The 17,795-nt window shown below is 36.3% G+C and carries 14 protein-coding genes; 1 reads left to right on the top strand and 13 read right to left on the bottom strand.

What is annotated here, in order from left to right; all coding sequences use genetic code 11:
* Nucleotides 1–45: 45 nt before the first annotated feature.
* The 4 genes from pdxA to larE all read right to left on the bottom strand — a co-directional run bounded on the left by pdxA (nt 46) and on the right by larE (nt 5,438).
* Nucleotides 46–1,044 (bottom strand): 4-hydroxythreonine-4-phosphate dehydrogenase PdxA, encoded by a 999-nt coding sequence (pdxA, locus tag BGM26_RS04715; protein ID WP_217038562.1) that lies wholly within the window; start codon nt 1,042–1,044, stop codon nt 46–48.
* A 120-nt stretch (nt 1,045–1,164) separates the two neighbouring features.
* Nucleotides 1,165–2,484 (bottom strand): four-carbon acid sugar kinase family protein, encoded by a 1,320-nt coding sequence (locus tag BGM26_RS04710; RefSeq protein WP_217038561.1) that lies wholly within the window; start codon nt 2,482–2,484, stop codon nt 1,165–1,167.
* Nucleotides 2,485–2,771: 287 nt separating this feature from the next.
* The gene (locus tag BGM26_RS04705) at nt 2,772–4,544 is read right to left on the bottom strand and encodes a sigma-54-dependent Fis family transcriptional regulator (RefSeq protein ID WP_217038560.1); all 1,773 of its coding nucleotides are present in this window, start codon (nt 4,542–4,544) and stop codon (nt 2,772–2,774) included.
* A gap of 84 nt (nt 4,545–4,628) precedes the next feature.
* Entirely contained in the window at nt 4,629–5,438 is an 810-nt protein-coding gene (larE, locus tag BGM26_RS04700) for an ATP-dependent sacrificial sulfur transferase LarE (RefSeq protein ID WP_217038559.1), read from the bottom strand.
* A gap of 320 nt (nt 5,439–5,758) precedes the next feature.
* On the opposite strand from larE, the gene BGM26_RS04695 reads away from it, so the two are divergent.
* Entirely contained in the window at nt 5,759–6,586 is an 828-nt protein-coding gene (locus tag BGM26_RS04695) for an HAD family hydrolase (RefSeq protein ID WP_217038558.1), read from the top strand.
* A 304-nt stretch (nt 6,587–6,890) separates the two neighbouring features.
* On the opposite strand, the gene BGM26_RS04690 is transcribed toward BGM26_RS04695, so the two are convergent.
* From BGM26_RS04690 to BGM26_RS04650, 9 genes are all read right to left on the bottom strand, one after another.
* Nucleotides 6,891–8,237 (bottom strand): gluconate:H+ symporter, encoded by a 1,347-nt coding sequence (locus tag BGM26_RS04690; RefSeq protein WP_217038557.1) that lies wholly within the window; start codon nt 8,235–8,237, stop codon nt 6,891–6,893.
* An 877-nt stretch (nt 8,238–9,114) separates the two neighbouring features.
* Nucleotides 9,115–9,750, bottom strand: coding sequence for a metal-dependent hydrolase (locus BGM26_RS04685; protein ID WP_367949268.1), 636 nt, complete (start codon nt 9,748–9,750; stop codon nt 9,115–9,117).
* A gap of 89 nt (nt 9,751–9,839) precedes the next feature.
* Nucleotides 9,840–10,601 carry an SDR family NAD(P)-dependent oxidoreductase gene (locus tag BGM26_RS04680; RefSeq protein WP_217038555.1) on the bottom strand — a complete coding sequence of 254 codons (762 nt, stop codon included), beginning with the start codon at nt 10,599–10,601 and terminating at the stop codon, nt 9,840–9,842.
* Between the two features lie 512 nt (nt 10,602–11,113).
* Nucleotides 11,114–12,046, bottom strand: a complete 933-nt coding sequence (locus BGM26_RS04675; RefSeq protein ID WP_217038554.1) for an oligopeptide/dipeptide ABC transporter ATP-binding protein — start codon at nt 12,044–12,046, stop codon at nt 11,114–11,116.
* Nucleotides 12,047–12,050: 4 nt separating this feature from the next.
* Nucleotides 12,051–13,007, bottom strand: a complete 957-nt coding sequence (locus tag BGM26_RS04670; protein ID WP_217038553.1) for an ABC transporter ATP-binding protein — start codon at nt 13,005–13,007, stop codon at nt 12,051–12,053.
* A 12-nt stretch (nt 13,008–13,019) separates the two neighbouring features.
* Entirely contained in the window at nt 13,020–13,898 is an 879-nt protein-coding gene (locus tag BGM26_RS04665) for an ABC transporter permease (RefSeq protein ID WP_217038552.1), read from the bottom strand.
* A gap of 18 nt (nt 13,899–13,916) precedes the next feature.
* A complete protein-coding gene (locus tag BGM26_RS04660; protein WP_217038551.1) occupies nt 13,917–14,921 on the bottom strand; it encodes an ABC transporter permease in 1,005 nt (334 codons plus the stop codon).
* A 190-nt stretch (nt 14,922–15,111) separates the two neighbouring features.
* The gene (locus BGM26_RS04655; RefSeq protein WP_217038550.1) at nt 15,112–16,704 is read right to left on the bottom strand and encodes an ABC transporter substrate-binding protein; all 1,593 of its coding nucleotides are present in this window, start codon (nt 16,702–16,704) and stop codon (nt 15,112–15,114) included.
* 376 nt (nt 16,705–17,080) lie between these two features.
* Nucleotides 17,081–17,701, bottom strand: a complete 621-nt coding sequence (locus BGM26_RS04650; protein ID WP_217038549.1) for a M15 family metallopeptidase — start codon at nt 17,699–17,701, stop codon at nt 17,081–17,083.
* Between the last annotated feature and the right edge of the window lie 94 nt (nt 17,702–17,795).

The following is a 17,795-nucleotide window of genomic DNA, read 5'->3' as shown; positions in this document are numbered from 1 at the left end:
TTCCCGCATTAACGGGTAGAATTCTCCACTGATGGATGTTTCAGTTTATTTCTCAGGAGCTAATTCAATCGCCATACGAATCGCTTCTTTTAAAGATAGCTCGTCCGCAATATTTTTCCCAGCGATATCAAAAGCAGTTCCATGGTCAACGCTTGTACGAATCGTTGGAAGGCCGACAGTAATATTAACACCAGCTTCAAGACCTAAAACTTTAATTGGTCCATGTCCTTGATCATGATATTGTGCAACAACAATGTCAAAGTCACCACGTTTTGCTCTAAAGAATAATGTATCTGCTGGAAGTGGCCCTTGTACATTAATTCCTTCTGCCTGAGCTTTTTCTACAGCAGGAATAATTTTTTCTTCTTCTTCACCATTTCCAAAAAGACCATTTTCTCCAGCATGAGGGTTAATCCCACAAACTGCGATTCGAGGAGATTTAATTCCTGCTTTTTGTAATGTCTCATGTGCAAGTTTAATAACTGTATATTGACGATCAACGTTGATTTTCTTAATTGCATCAATAATACCAATATGTGTGGTCACATGGATAACTCTTAAACCAGGAGCTGATAACATCATCGCAAAATCTTTTGTATTTGTTAATTCTGCTAATATTTCAGTGTGTCCAGGGTAAATATGGCCTGCTTTATGGAGCGCTTCTTTATTTAAAGGAGCTGTACAAATTCCTTGGATTTTTTCTTCATTGGCATAGTTAATTGCCTTTTCTAAATAGCGAAATGCTGCATTACCAGCTACAGGAGAAACTTGGCCCCACGGTAAATCTTCTGGAACTAGATCTAAATCGATAATATCGATTGTTCCATATTGGCACTTTGCATCTTCAGGATTTGAAATGCCATTTAGTTGAAGATCTATATTTGTTACTTCTAAAGCTCTTTTAAGAATTTTAAGGTCGCCAATGACAAATGGACGGCAATTTTCATAAATGTTTTTATCATTCAAAGATTTAACAATAATTTCAGGGCCGACTCCTGAGGGATCCCCCATTGTAATAGCAATTATTGGTTTTTTGATAGCCATAATTATTTCCTCCCGTTTCACATCTTATTTTGTCCGCTTAATTTAACACTTATTCTGTAAAAGCGGTCGTACCATTTTCTACAGCTCATATTAGTATAAAAGCTTCAATTTCAGTTCATTTTATGAATTACAAGTATTTTCGTGGGCATTTAGTTCAGTAATTGTTTGAAGCGCTTTTGCAAGTGCTTGTTCAGTTCCAAATGCACCGGCTTTCGTAACAAGCGGTAAACCATCATATAAACCGCCGAACAATTTCCCATAAGGAATACCCGCTTCGACTTCACCAATGACTTGTATTCCTTCACCGTTTAATACTTTACATGTTGCAGCTGCAATATCTCCACCTGTTAAAACAGCACCGCAAATACGCTTACTTTCAATTAATTGACCAGCGATTTCTCCCATCGCTTCAGCAATTGTATGGCCTACATCAAAGTTCGATAAACCTAGAGATTGTTGGAGATCCTTAACTCTATTTATCGTCTCTTGCTCACGATTGGTAGATACCACTAAATCACCTTTTTCAAGTAAGGCTTGACCTGCTTTAACAATGCGTTCCATTTCAAGTTTTCTTCTATCTTCATAAAAGAATTCTTCTGGGGAAATAACAATTTCTTCAGCGTTATGTTTTTCTTTAAGCTCTTGAATTTGTCGATGAGTGATGGACTTTACACTTCCAGCTACAACTAACACCGGAAGTCTTTCACCTACCTGCACCTTACGTAACGATTCTTCAGAATTGCCTGTGCTGGAAAGATGTGATGCAATTCCAGCTGAGCCAACCCAAAGGAACTTCTCATTTAATAATTGAGCAGCTTCGACGATTGTTTTTAGTTCTTTATCAGTTGTTGCATCAATGATAATAATTTTTGATTGTGCAGTTGAAGCCAACGTGTTCATTTTTTCATATAAATGGCTTTTTCCTTTTTGCACATCAGAAATTGAAATTAATTCAACTTTCCGCTTACTTTGCTCTTGCAACAAGGTAGGTAGATGACTTTCTTTTACTGGGCAGGCGGGATCATGTGCAATTTCGGTTTCCTCAAGAGGCACACCATCGACATAATGTATTCCATTTATTGTCGTTCTATTGCTTTTCGGAAAAGCCGGTACAACAAACGATGTATTAATCTTAAATACATCCATTACCGCATCAATTTCCGGGCCAATATTTCCCCGCATCGTTGAATCTACCTTCTTAAACACATTTGAAATGTTTAAGTTGTTCAGTTGGTTTGATATATTAAAAACTACTTCGTAGGCCTTTTCAGAATTTAATGCACGGCTATCGGAATTTAAGACAATGACATCTGCACTTAAATGCGTTGACTGTAATTGTGTATTTGAAAATAGCACTGTCGTATTTAACCCTTGTTTCGCAAATTGGACAGCGGAATCACTTGCGCCTGTTAAATCATCTGCTATAATTGCTAGTTTCACCTAACCCCCGACCCCCTTTAACGTAATAATAGTTTATATTGATTGCGTCTTTTTAATTCGGCTTATATCGCCTATTCTATATTGCATAATAAGTTTTTGTATTTGATGTTAATTCTGCAACATTTATATATCGTTTTACTTCCGAACACTACAAACGCTTACAGCAATAATCATAATACAAAAGCGTTGCATTTAGCAATATATTTATAAAGATTTTTTAATAAATTATTATTATGTTTCTATTTGCATCAATCCATACCGTTTTGTGCACAAAAAAACGCAAGCTGTTATTTTAGCTTGCGCCACAATGTAGAGCGGTTTATCCCTAACCGTTTAGCTGCTTTTGATTGATTCAATCCTTCCTCTTCAAGGACTTTTGTTATTACTTGTTTTTCGATTTCTTCTAATGTGCCAGTTATATCGATTGGTATTAATGCATCATTCTTCTTCTCTTGCTGCTCTAATTGATAAAAAACTGTTTCAACTTCTTTCTTCTCGATAAAATAAGAATGTGATTGTAAAAATAATTGCTCGATTACTTGTTTAAGTTGTTCTACATTTCCTGGCCAATCATAATTGGTTAGTTCCTCTAGTGCATCCTGTCGAATCCCAACTACTTCATTTCCGTATTTTGGATGTAATTCAGAAATAAATACATGAACCAAATCCTCAATATCATTTCTACGTTCTCTCAATGGTGGGATATGAATTTTCAATTGCGCTAATGTATGAAATAAATCTCGATGAAATGTGCCATTTTTAACCTTTTCTTCAATGGTTTCATTAGAAGACACCAACCATTGCACCTTTTTTTCATTTTCATTCTTGAGTATATGATATAATTCATTTTGCAGATAGGAGTTTAATTTATCAATGTTTTTTAAGTAAATAACCCCATTGGCGTATTTTTGAAAAAAGGCTTCGTTCATTAAACCTTTCAGTTGTTCTTCACTTAATAAGTCACAATGCAATGTGATCAATGTTTCACTCATTGTTTTCCTTTTAAAATATATAGAGTGGGCCGCTAGTTCTTTTCCATTGCCCTCTTCCCCCATAATCCACACAGGTTCTTCACTTTTACTAAATTGATCTATTTCCTTTAGTACCTTCTGAATCTGTTCACTTTTTCCTGAAATAGGGATATAAGAAGTAACTGTATGAAATTCAATTGCATTCAAGTTCATGTTCCCATCCTGTACAAGAACTTGATTAGGAAGGCTGTTTTCAACGTATAAAACAATAGCATCTTCTATCGGACATGCGGTTATTTTCCAAAATGACTCATTGATGTGAAGCGTTTTTGTTTGCTTTTCACCTGTTAAGGCTGTTTCTTGAATCAAGTTTATTACATCAGTCGAATTCTCTAAGTTCATCCAATGAAATTCTTTATTGAAACGTTCATTCTCATAAACAATTTTCTCTTCTCTATTAAAAACAACGATTGCTTGTTCGTTACAATCGAGAATAGATTGAAATAAAGAAACATTCTGTTGCAAGCGCGAGAATAAACGATATGACCTTCTCGTTTCTTCTAATGCATCAAGAATAGCTTCCCTTCCAGATGTAATTAGGACTCCTGTTAGACCTAATTGCTTCGCAGCTTGAACTGTAACTACATCTCCAATGACCACTTCATAGCCAAGTTTTTTTAAATTCGTTAATTTTTCTTTAACCTCAATCTCTTTTGTAATCGTTAATGTTTTAATGTCAAAATCAAGAAGCTTACATATCGTGGCAGCACCTTGTGTAATATTCGAGAATCCAACGATAGCAGCTTTACTTGAAAATCCTTTAACTAGTGTTAAAATACGCAATACATCATAGCCAGACACCGGAATGTCAATCACCGGAATAGATACAGCCTCCTGAATCAATGAGGCTGTACCACCACGGCTGATTATGACATGATAGCCGTTATTTTCAGCATTCTTTGCAATAGCTACTCCTTCATGTAAATTACCTATTTCGATGTGTAATTGAATATCTTCAACTTCTTGATCGATCTCTTTCATCATTTCATATAGTCCCTCATAAGGAACAATTACCAATGCTTTAATCATTTTCCCCTTCACCCTCTGTTGCAAAAATCAACACGACTTATTATTAGTAATAACTTATCCATTTAATATATATACAACTTACCTTTAGTTAACACTTGTTGGCAACACTTTATTCATGCTGCCGCTCATATAGCCATGAAGATCAAGGGTGACATATTTATATCCAAATCGTTGAAGGTTTTCCATAATATCTTTATGGTTTGTTAAAATTAGCTGCATATCTTCTTGCTCTACTTCGATCCTAGCAATCTCTTGATGAGTTCGAACGCGCACTTGTTTAATGCCTAGCCCCTTTAAATATGCCTCAGACTTTTCAACCTTTGTTAATTTTTCTTGCGTAATTTTTTCACCATAAGCGATGCGTGAAGATAAACAAGCGAACGATGGCTTTTCCCAAGTAGGCAAGTTTAATTGTTTTGAAAGCTCACGAATTTCTTCTTTATAAAGATTCGCTTCTTGAAGCGGCCCCCGGACACCATGTTCTTTTGCTGCACGTACACCAGGACGATGTTCACTCATGTCATCAGCAATCAAACCATATACAACGTTTTGAAATTCCTTCTGATGCATGATCGGAACGATTTGTTCAAACAACCCATTTTTACAGAAATAACAACGGTTCTGGTCATTTTCTGCATAGCCTGGTATATTCAATTCAGAGGTTTCAATCACTTGGTGTGTTGCTCCAATCATTTTAGCTAACTTCTTAGCTTCTTCTAACTCACTTGAAGGATACGTTTCGGAATCTGCCGTAACAGCTAAGACATTTTCTACCCCTAAAATATCAACCGCAACCTTTAATAGCAACGTACTATCGACACCGCCTGAAAAAGCAACAACTACATTTTCCATCTCTTTCAAGATTTCTTTCAGCCGTTCATACTTTTCATTCATCTTAATTCCACCTATCACTATATTTTCAATATTTTTCATGAATTATTCATTAATTTATACTGTCGCAAGAGCAACCGATTATTATAGAGTTTTTTTCGATCCGAAAACCGAAAAGGCATTTGTGCATTTTGCAACACCAATCAATTATAAGCGAATTTATATGAAAGTAAAAGTAGTTATTAAAGCGATTTCAAAATATATTATCGTTAAATTGTGTTTTAATTTCTATAAATATAGTAGTATGTAAACGAATCAGCTAAAATTACATTAAGTTTTGTTTCAACGAACCTTAAAACATTGAAAGGAAATATAAGAATCCAATGAAATGTATTTCGATTGATTTAGATGGGACGTTATTAAACTCTCAACAAGAGATATCTGAAGAAAACTCAAAAACCTTAAAGGAATTGCAAGTACAAGGACACTGTATTATTTTGAACACAGGTCGTGCGTTTGCAGATGTGATCAAACTAAAAGCGATACAAAAAATGGAGCTTCCAATTTTTTGTATTAACGGCTCTGTTTTATATTCTAAAACAAGAGAGGTTCTTTATGAAGCAACGATTTCTGTTCCTACTTACAAGAAAATATTCTCGATTTTAAAAGAATTGGGTGTAGGCATACTTGTCTATACCAATTACGGCGGCTTTCCTTCAACTTTGCCACCACTGCATGATAAAAGCAAAGATGAACTCACTTCCCTTTTTAATGAGTACAATTATGATGAAATTCTAGGCCAAGACAATCTGAAAATCTATAAATTAATTGCATTGGTTTATCACGATCAATTGGAAAAAATCGAGCAAGTAAAATTGGCCTTAGCAAATAAGTTTGAAATTTCCATGGCTTCTTCTTTTCCTAATAATCTAGAAATTACTTCTAGTGAAGCCCATAAAGGGAAAGCTTTATTGCGATACCAGCAAATGATGAATTTACCATTCGAAGAGATTATTGCGATAGGAGATGGAGGGAATGATCTCGCCCAATTCGAGGTAGCAACCACATCGATTGCAATGGGAAATGCCCCTCTCGCTATTCAAAAACATGCAGATATTGTCACAAAGACAAATGATGAAGATGGGTTTTCCTATGCCATGCGGCAGCAACTAAAATTAACAGGTGAAAAAGAGGCTGTGTCCCACAATTAAAGAATGTATATATGAGAGCCCTCTGGATACGATGGGCTCTTTTTGTATTCCCAAAATTGTACGTAGGAGAACAGGGTTACTCCACTACGTTATATTTTTAGTGGCAGTTGATGCGCTCATAACCCAAAAGATTGTTATTGATATTACAGAGAATATAATGAAATCATTGAAAAACACTGAATCTAAATAATGAAGTGGAGTAATTTACCTTGTAATACGATTCACCATAACAATTTGTAAACAACAAAAAAAGAAACCATTTTATAGAGCATATAAAATGGTTTCTTTTGCAGACTGAAATATATTAAAGAATTGCATTTAATAATAGAATAAATACTAATCCAGATACAGAAACAATAGTGGAAAGTACGGTATATGTTCCAAATGCTTCTTTCAAGCTCATACCTAAAGACTCTTTAACCATCCAGAATCCAGCATCATTAACATGTGATGCAATTGCACTTCCAGCTCCAGTTGCAAGTACGACTAGTTCTAAGTTAACACCGTGCATGGTTGAAAGTAACGGAAGAACTAGCCCTGGTGTTGTTAACGTTGCAACAGTTCCAGATCCTAAGCAGACACGTAATAATGCTGCGACAATCCAAGCAAATAGAATTGGTGACATCGAAGTACCTTCAAATATTTTAGAAACATAATCACCAACGCCACCATCAATAAGTACTTGTTTTAACGCACCGCCGCCACCAATAATTAAAAGTAGCATTCCCAATGCATTAACTGCTGAAGAACACGATTCCATCAAATTCTTCACAGGAATTTTTCTTCTTAATCCCATTGTGTAAATTGCAAGCAATACGGAAAGCAGCATAGCTATCGAAGAGTTCCCGATAAAACGAATAAATACGGTAAACCAACTGTCTTTAAATCCTAAAGCCGGTTGAGTCATATCAACAATTGCACCTAAAGCCATTAAAATAACAGGAAATAATGCTGTAAATACGCTGATACCAAAGCTAGGTGTTTCTTCTAATTTGAATTTCTTCTGGATACCGAAAGATTCACTGCCTTCTCTTGTAAATGCACTTGGCACAATTTTTCGGGCAAGCTTAGGATACCAAATACCAGCAATAATAACAGTCGGGATTGCGACAATAATTCCATAAATTAAAACTAAACCAACATTTGCATGATATTCTGCAGCGACAGCTATTGGGCCCGGATGTGGAGGCAAGAAAGCATGTGCCGCTAAGGCAGCAGTAACCATTGGCAGACCTAATTTTACAATAGAAACTTTTAATTCTTTTGCGATTGAGAAAATAATTGGAACTAATAATACAATTGTTACTTCAAGGAATAATGCGATCCCTACAATAAATGAAGCAAATAAAATAGCCCATTCAATTCTTTTTGCCCCAAATTTATCAATTAAGGTTGTAGCAATACGATTGGCTCCACCTGCATCAGCAATTAACCTACCGAGCATGGCACCTAATCCAAAAATTAAACCAATATGACCAAGTGTTCCACCTAAACCGCTTTCAATAGATTTTACAACATCACTCATTGGCAGCCCTAGTGATAAAGCTACAACGATTGACACAATGATTAAGGAAATAAATGTGTTTAATTTCAAGCCCATAATCAATATAAGTAATAATACTACCCCTATTGCAATAATTAATAACGGCATAATAGTCCTCCTCATGTAAAGCCTGATAGTTTATATATATTTAAATGTTGCAATTTGCTTCTCTTACACATGATGTATATACCTGCAACCTTACAATTGACTAAAACTGTTAACTCTTCCATCACACCTGCAAGTGCTTACAAAAAAAATTATAATAGCCATTAATCCATTATTTCCCTTTTAACTTCATTTTTAATAGAACTATATCAATGAAAGTCTATTTTCTTTGCGGTAATACGTCCTTAATCATGGTAATTGGATAATATTGCAACATACCCTTTCTTTTTAATACCTAAAATAAATATTTCTCTTATAACTGTTGATAATCGCATCACATGTGAACTTTAAAAATTTTATACCCTTCGTTAAATCTTGTCAAGTGGACAATTTGTTTTATTTTCGTTTGTTTTTTCAACCTTTGTTACATATTATTTGCAAATCATATGATTCTATTTCATTTCATTTTTCGATAAGTAGCTTTTTTACCATCATTTACCACACGCACTGTTATATTTATCACTAGTAGATGGGAATTTAAACCAATTTAAAAGACATAAGCCACATTGGATGATAATTTGATAAAACTGGAATTTAAATGACAATTCTACTTAAAAAAGAAAAATTCTGTTGAAAATAATGGTGAATTAAAAAACGCCTGCCCCCGGTGCGTTAACTGGTAACGCACCGAGGGCAGGCATGGTGTATCCACTATGAAAAATAAAAAGTCAAATACCAAAAATTACTCGTTCTCATGCATAATGTACCACTTATACGTCTAAAACTGGTGATACGATATTAAATAGCCAATCACTTAACCGAAGGAAAAGAAATAAGAGAGATTTATTTTATTGGGATACTATCATTTTCTATTAATCATTTAAAATTCCTTTTTCGAAAGTGGCAAGAAGAATTTTATTCCCCGTTTGTTAACTGGCAGCAACTTCATGTCTGCAACTAAATGGCTCAAATAGCCCAATATACAAGTAATAAATACTCCATCAAGCCCAAGTGATTCTTCTAATTGAAACGCTATGATTGCGAAAAAAAGAGTCCCTAATAGGGAATGTGTATAGCTTCTATGAGGAACAAATGAAGCTACAATAATATAAATACCCAACAACCATAACCAATTTTCGGCTAATGATAGACCTCCGATAAGGACCCCTATACCTGTAACAGTTAGCATTCGTTTTTGAGTGATTAAAGACGAAATGAAAATGATGGTAACTCCTGCTCCAATACCTATCCATTTATCCATTCCTGTTCCAGTAAAAAAGCTATACAAAATCATTAAAACCGCAATAAACCGGGCAACGCCTCGAATAATTTTATGAGAAACTGTGATTTTGTTTCTAAGCTTCCCATCAATATCTAAATCAGGCATTAGACCTGAAATTGCTCCTGCCCCTACTAGAAAAATTGTTGCAGTTGGATCAGATTGAAAGATATTTGCTGTAATGAATCCTGCTGTTGCTCCGATGACTGTATGTGATGTTCCGTTCAAATCTTTCACCTGTTTCTAAATTTATAACATTTCATATTTTCCTGCTAAAATTTCTTAGACGATCTGTTAGTTGAACCTATAATTGTTTCAAATCCACGTTAAAAATTCATCCTAGATTGTCCGCCATCTACATTAATACTAGCTCCCACAACCCAAGATGCTTTATCAGAAGCCAGGAAAGAAACGACATTGGCCACTTCTTCAGGTGTACCGAAACGCCCTGCCGGAATTTCATTTTTAACAAACGCTTTTATGCCTTCAGGGTCCTCCTCGAGGCGTTTTTTCCAATTTCCTGTTTTATGCAAAATACTTCCGGGAGCAATGCTGTTAACGCGAATGCCATAAGGGATCACTTCGTCTGCCAAAGACTTTGTGAAACTAATAAGAGCTGATTTGGCATTATTATATGTAACTTTCCCGCCGCTTTCTCTTCCGAAAATAGACGTTATATTAATAATCGAGCCGCAGCGGGATTGCTTCATGTGGTCTACAGCTAATTTACTTAAATGAACAGCCGAAAAATAATTTAGATCCATTGCTTCATAAAATAGATCCATCTCCGTTTCTGTTGCAGCTCCTCCATTGCTACCGCCTGCATTATTGATTAGGACATCAATCGATCCTTGTTGTTCAATAACAGATTGGATCAATTTTTCCCGTTCAACCGCTTTTAAAATATCAGCCTGGAAAATAGATACATTGCCGCCAAGTTCTTCTTTAGCCTTTTCTAAAAATTCGATACTACGGGCAGCAATAGAAACATTCGCTCCCTCTGAAATGAATGCTTTTGCAATTGCTTTCCCTATCCCTTTAGAACCACCTGTAATAAGTACATTTTTCCCTTGTAATTGTAAATCCATAAAAAAACTCCTCCTACGGAAAAATGGTATGTTCATCCATTACACATCGACTTCAAGCAATGAAACACATGATTTCCGATTATTTCAACTTCCCTAGTTCATCCAAGAACGATGACCGTCCTATTGCTCTTTTAGTTTACCATATTAACACACAATCAAGAACGTATGTTTTATTGTAAGATAAATATATGGAAATTTCAGCTGAAATTGGTACTTGCCTTCTAAGTGAACTAAATTTCAATCTTTTTTCAAAGCATCTACAATTTGAAACAATTTCTCTGTTTTTCTAAGCCGCAAGTGATTAGCCAAACGTAAGAATCTCATCCGCCCGGCAAACGAAACAATACGAAAATTTGGGATTCAACCTCCTGCACACATTCCGCCTTCCATTTTCTGTTTCAACTTTCCCCTCTTCTATTATACATTCCAAAAAATCCATTCTCATCTTTACACAATTGTAGTAAGTTTATCATCCCCCACTGATGGTCTTTTATCATCTCTGTATTTACCCTTTAATAATGACATGCAGCTAGATGATTTTGATCCTTTACCTCGAAAACAGGGCTTATTAAGCATTTTTCTGTTCGCTTTGGACATTTTTCATAAAACACGCAGCTTGTTTGATTTTCTGGCTGTATGGATTCAGCGAAGCCCTCCATGCTTTGTTGATGATTTTCAAAGAGACTGGGCAATGATGATAATAGAATTTTTGTATAGGGGTGACGTGGATTATTAAATAGTTGATCAGTTTGACCCATTTCTACAATATTACCTTTATAAAGTACAGCCACTTGGCTGCACATAAATTTAATGACGGACATGTTGTGTGAAATAAATAAGTAGGTTAAGCCTCGTTCTTCCTTTAATTCTTTTAATAGATTGAGAACCTGCGCCTGAACAGATACGTCTAAGGCTGAAGTGGGTTCGTCCAGTACAATAAATGACGGATCTGTTATGAGGGCTCTGGCAATCGCAATTCTTTGACGCTGGCCGCCGCTAAATTCATGTGGATATCGGTCTAGATACTCTTCCTTTAACCCTACTCGTTTTATTAAATTCAATAAATTATCATATGACCCTTTCTTCTTTCTTTCAATTTTATCTAGTGCATAGAGTGGTTCAAGAATGATTTCTTTTATCGTCATTCTAGGGTCTAGTGAGGATTGCGGGTCTTGAAAAACGGTTTGTAATTCCCCAGGCTTTCGGCGTATATATTTATTTCTTTTCCATAAAGGATTGCCATGATAAAGGATTTCTCCCGCTGTAGGAGATTCAAGTCCAATGATCAACTTACCAAACGTACTTTTACCAGATCCAGATTCACCTACAAGGCCTAACACTTCTCCTTCAAATATAGAAATGGACATATTATCCAGTGCTTTTACAGTTAATTTACCTTTATGATAATGCTTTTGCACATGTGTCATTTCGATAATTGCTTGCATAGAATCAATCCCTTTCTAGCCAACAAGCTACGTCACGTTGATTTTGCCAATATGTTAATTCTGGCTGCTTTGACCGACAAATATCCATTACATACTGACATCTAGAAGCAAACGCACATCCTATCGGCCGTTCCATTAAGTTTGGCACCTCCCCATGAATCGCTCTTAATGGTTCATACGCATCCTTTCCATCCGGTAAAGCCTCAATAAGGGCCTTTGTATATGGATGTTGTGGTGAGAATAAAACCTCCTTAGTCTTGCCGGACTCAATTACTTCTCCCGCATACATGACAACCGTTCGATCACATATTTGGGAAACTACACCTAAATCATGCGTAATAAACAGAATCGATGTCCCCTTTTTGTTATTTAATTCTTTCATAAGCTGCAAAATTTCATGCTGAATTGTTACATCTAAGGCTGTTGTCGGTTCATCTGCGATTAGCAAATCAGGAGGAGCTGCCATTGCTAAGGCAATAACAATTCTTTGACGCATTCCTCCACTTAATTCAAAGGGATACTGTTTAGCTACATGCTCGGAATTGTGAATATGTACATCTTTTAAGGCATTTATCATTAATTGTACCGACTCTTTTTTGCTCACTTTTCTATGTCTTCGGATAACCTCAGATAATTGCTGTCCAACCTTCATCGTTGGATGAAGTGCTGTCATAGGCTCTTGGAACACCATTGCAATCTTTTTCCCTCTTATCTTTTGAAACTCTTTTTTTGATAAGGTTAATAGATTTTTTCCCCGATAGGAGATTTCTCCATCTGATATTTGTGCGTTATTTTCTAGCAGACCTAAAATAGATAGAGCAGTGATTGATTTTCCTGACCCGGATTCTCCCACTATGCCAACAATTTCCTTTTCCTCAACAGAAAGATTTATATTTTTTAATGCTTCAATTGTCCCTCTAAAGGTTTGAAAGTTCACATGCAAGTTTTTTATTTCTAACATGACACCGCCCTCCTATCTGCTTGATTTCGGATCCAATACATCTCGGATCCCATCCCCAATTAAATTTAATGCTCCTGCAGATAAAAAAAGGAATAAACACGGAAAAGTTGGATACCACCAAAAATCAAGCAAGTACTTCCAGCCGATGCTTATCATTGCTCCCCATTCAGGTGCAGGTGGCTGTGCTCCTAAACCTAAAAAACCTAAAGTCGCAATTAATAAAATGGCATCGCCTACATCCAATGTCCCTTGAATGATAACAGGAGAAACTGAATTTGGCATAATATGTTTCCGAATGATCCGAAACGGATGGATTCCAAATGTTTGCGCAGATTTTACAAACAATGACTCCCGTAAACTTAATGTTTCACTTCTGGCCAAACGTACATAGACAGGAATTTTAATTATTGCAATAGCAATCATGGCATTTTGAATACTTGGTCCTAATGCAGATGCTAAGGCCATTGCAAGAATGAGGGTAGGAAAAGCCAATATCATATCCATCATCCTCATAATGGCTTGATCAATGACCCCGCCAAAATAGCCAGAAATCGTTCCAATTATCAATCCAATTAAAGCAGCTATTAAAATGGCCAGTATACCTAATCCGAGCGATATTCTAGCTCCAAATAAAATTCTAGTAAAAATATCTCTTCCCACTTCATCTGTGCCAAACCAATGGGACCATGATGGGGCTTGAAACTTATTCGCTGCATCTATTACATTCGGATTGTATGAAGTTAATAATGGTGCTAATATAGCTGAAAGAATGATTACACCTAAAAGAATCCCGCCTACTAGCGTCAGCTTGTTTTTCTGTAACTTGTATAAAAGGGCACTTCTTTTTGCAAAAGGTAATGGTTGTACATTCGTTTGCGGTTCTGGTTCCAACTCACTTCCTCCTTTCTATCATTCTTTTATTTGAGGGTTCAGAAAATAATAAGAAATATCAACAATTAGGTTTATAAGCACATAACCAATCGAGATAAATACAGTAAATCCCATCATTGCCGGAAAGTCTAAATAAGAAATGGATTGAACCACATATCTCCCCATTCCAGGCCAGCCAAATATAGTTTCCGTAACGACCGCCCCTCCAAGTAATGCACCAAACGAGACTCCGATTATTGTGATTGTTGGGATTAAGGCGTTTCGTAAACCATACTTAATAAAGAGATAAGGCCCATTAATTCCATTTGCAATGGCTGTGCGGAAATATTCCTTTTCTATTACCTCTAACATACTTGCCCTAACCTGACGTGTAATAATAGCCAATTGGGCAAAAGACAGGACAAGTGCTGGAAGAATAATATGGCGAAGGCTGCTTTGAAACGCAACCCAATCCCCACTTAATAAACTATCTAACAGATAAAAACCTGTAACATGTGTAGGCGGATTAATATTCATATCAATTCTGCCGTTTGCTGGAAACCAGCCTAATAATCCATAGAAGACGAAGATTACAACTAAACCGCTCCAGAAAACGGGTGTTGAAATGCCACTGATAGTAAAAATTCTGCTTGAATGATCCCAGAAGGTATTCCTCTTAACCGCAGCTAAAATCCCTAAAGGAATCCCAATTAAGATTGCAGTGATAAAGGCCAATATTGCTAATTCCAATGTAGCTGGGAAAAATACTAGTAAATCATCCAATACTGGCTTTTGCGTACGTATCGATGTACCCAGATCCCCGCTTAGCAATCCTTGCATGTATTTCGTATATTGAGTCAGAATGGGCTGATCCAAGCCTAATTGCTTTCTTACTTGCTCTAAAGTTTCTTCATTAGCCCGCTGCCCAGCCATCATACTAGCCGGATCTCCAGGAATAATATTTGAAAGTATAAAGGTTATAAATGTTACACCAAATACAACAAAAACAAGTAACAATAACCTTTTAAAAATCATCTTTGCCATGGCAATCCCCCGGTCTTATTGCAAAATAACGGGCAGTATGATTCCCACTTTGAAGTACGAATGAAACAATAAAGAGGAAGTGGGGAGATCAACTGCCCATACAGGCTCAATGACGGTCAGGACAAGTAAGTCATCTGTAATAGTCATCACACGAGAAAAAGCGTTAGCTTTTACGAGAATGTTTTTTCAATTATTGCTTACTCATTTCTGCCAAATTATATATCCCTTCTAGCATTGGATTGTATACAAAGCCTTGTACCGATTTGCTTACCGGCAGGACAAAATCCTTTTGAAACAGCAAAATGTACGGTGCTTCCTCAATCACAATATCTTGGATTTCAAAATAAAGCGATTCTCTTTCTTTTTGGTCATTAGATGTTGCTGCTTGCTTTAATAATTGATCAACCTCTTCATTTTTATAAAAAGCACGGTTTCCAGCTAGACCGAAGTTTACAGAGTCATACCAATAATTCATAAACATATATGGATCCCCAAAGTCAGGGCTCCACACGCCAAGTGCTAAATCAAATTCACCCTTATCCATCATCTCCCGAGAAGTAGCATAAGCAACCTTGTTTAATTCAACGATTATACCTATTTCTTTTAAGTTTGCCTGAATCGTTAAAGCTTCAGTTTCCCACCATGTTTTATTATCTGAATACAATAAAGTCAATGTTAAATCTGCTGCTCCCGCTTCTGCCAATAATTGCTTTGCTTTTTCGTTATCTAGTTTGTATTGGAAGGCATTCGGATTATGCCCCCATAAACCATCTGGAACTGGTCCTCTCATAGGAGTGGCAAACCCTTGGTGAACAACGTCAATCATCGATTCGTAATCAATTCCGTAGCTCAATGCCCGTCTTACTCTAGGATCTTTCAATGCTTCATTTCCTTTAGTAGAATTTACATATACATAGTCTACGAGCAAGCTTGGGTTTTGTAATAACTCAACATGATCCATTGAACGTACAGATTCAATTTGTTCAGTTGGAATTCCCTCAGCGATGTCAATCTCTCCTTTTTCCAATTGCAAACGCTGTGTTGCGCCATCTGCTACAATTCTAAAATACACTTCCTCAATACTAGGTTGAACCTTCGCCTCTTTATTAACTGAAAGTTTAATATACTCCCCTTGTTTCCACTCAGTTAATTCATAGGAGCCACTTCCCATTGTATGGGTTGCTAAATAATTTTGGCCTAAATCTCCATCTTTTTCATGTTCTGTTACTTTAGGATTAACAATTCCTCCATAGTTTGCTGCTAATGTTGATAAAAAAGGTGGAAAATTTTCTTTTAACACAAAGGTTACAACATAAGGGGACTCTACCTTGATCTCTGAAATGACACCATAAACTTCGGCAGGACCATTTCCAATTTTTAATGTCCGTTCAAAGCTTGCTTTTACTGCTTCTGCATTAACCTCTTTTCCATCGGAAAATTTATGACCTTCATTTAATGTGAATGTCCACGTTAGTCCGTCTTCACTTACATTCCATTCCTTTGCTAAACCTGGTTTTACTTCTGTTGACCCACCGTCATACTCTACTAATCTCTCATAGGTTGGATACGTAATTTTCCAGGCTGAATTGTCCATTGTAACTGCAGGGTCCAATGTACCTTGGTCAGCAGTCATGGCAACCGTTAAAACTTGTTTTTCTGTGCTGCTTTCTTTAATTGATTCCGAACCTTCTTTTTCTGCTGTGGAGGGTGCATTTGAGTTTTGGACACAACCTGCCAAAACTAAAAGTACACTAAATATAAGGAACATTAACTTTTTCTTCATTCTTATCCCTCACTTTTTAATTTAGTCTTTTTTAAAGGCTGTTTTCGCATATATTGTTGTTTTAGCCTATAAAGTTTGCCCGTTGATTTCCGCTGCGGGCACTTGCTTTCCGCGGGGAGGGACGGGAGCCTCCTCGGCGTTACCGCCTGTGGGGTCTCCCGTTCCCTCTATCTCCCGCTGGAGTCAAGTGCCCTCCGCTCCAATCAACTCAGATTATTAAATAAAAATCACATTATTAAAGCAACAAACTTTACGTAAATAGCCTTTTTAAATAAAATTGTGGATATTAATTCCGCCTTATGCAAACACGTTCACTTAGTTAATCGTCCCGAAAAAACCCGTTCACATGCACACTTACGGCATATACAATAATCACTTATAGCCCTAATTTAAGAATACCGTTGAAATAATTATTTTCTCCCCTGCTCTGTGCCCATGTTTTTGTCCCAAATTCATAATGCCACCACTCGTCAGCGTTTGAAATGAAGCCAACTTCCAACATGATCTTTTTTAACATTCTCCTATTATTTAAAAATTCCGTCTCTTCAAATGACAAATCAGCCTTTTTTTCAAACCAATCCAGTTGGGACCTTTCATTAAATTCGTCAAATTCACTTCCCATCGGAATCCAGCCGTTTTGATCTGCAATTGTTAGATCGACGGCTCCACCGGTTAAATGCGGGGATGGTTGTGTTATATCTTTTGTAGGTGTAGCAACATATTTTGATAATTCCTGTTTTAATTTCAATCCATGGAAGCCTTGTTTCTCCAGGTCACACTTCGTTTGCTCATAAATCGCAAGCTGTGTCTCATATGAACGCCAACCATCAATAATGACAAAAGAGAGCCCTTCCGGTAAAAGTTTAGTCGCTTCAATCAACTTATCCAATACCGTTTCTCTTAAATAACACTCATTTTTGGTAACTGGAAAACCCTGAAGATAATAATAAGGATAGATATGTATTTTCTCAGTTGCCTTTGAAACTGGAACTAACAATTTTTTTCACCTCAGAATTATTTCATTGATAAAGTTATAATTTTACATCCCTACTTTCCAAATATGAAAATTAATTTAAATATTTTAAATATCA

This window comes from Bacillus sp. FJAT-29790 (assembly GCF_019039215.1).
Lineage (GTDB): Bacteria > Bacillota > Bacilli > Bacillales > Cytobacillaceae > Cytobacillus.
This window is presented reverse-complemented; position numbering and strand designations above follow the sequence as displayed.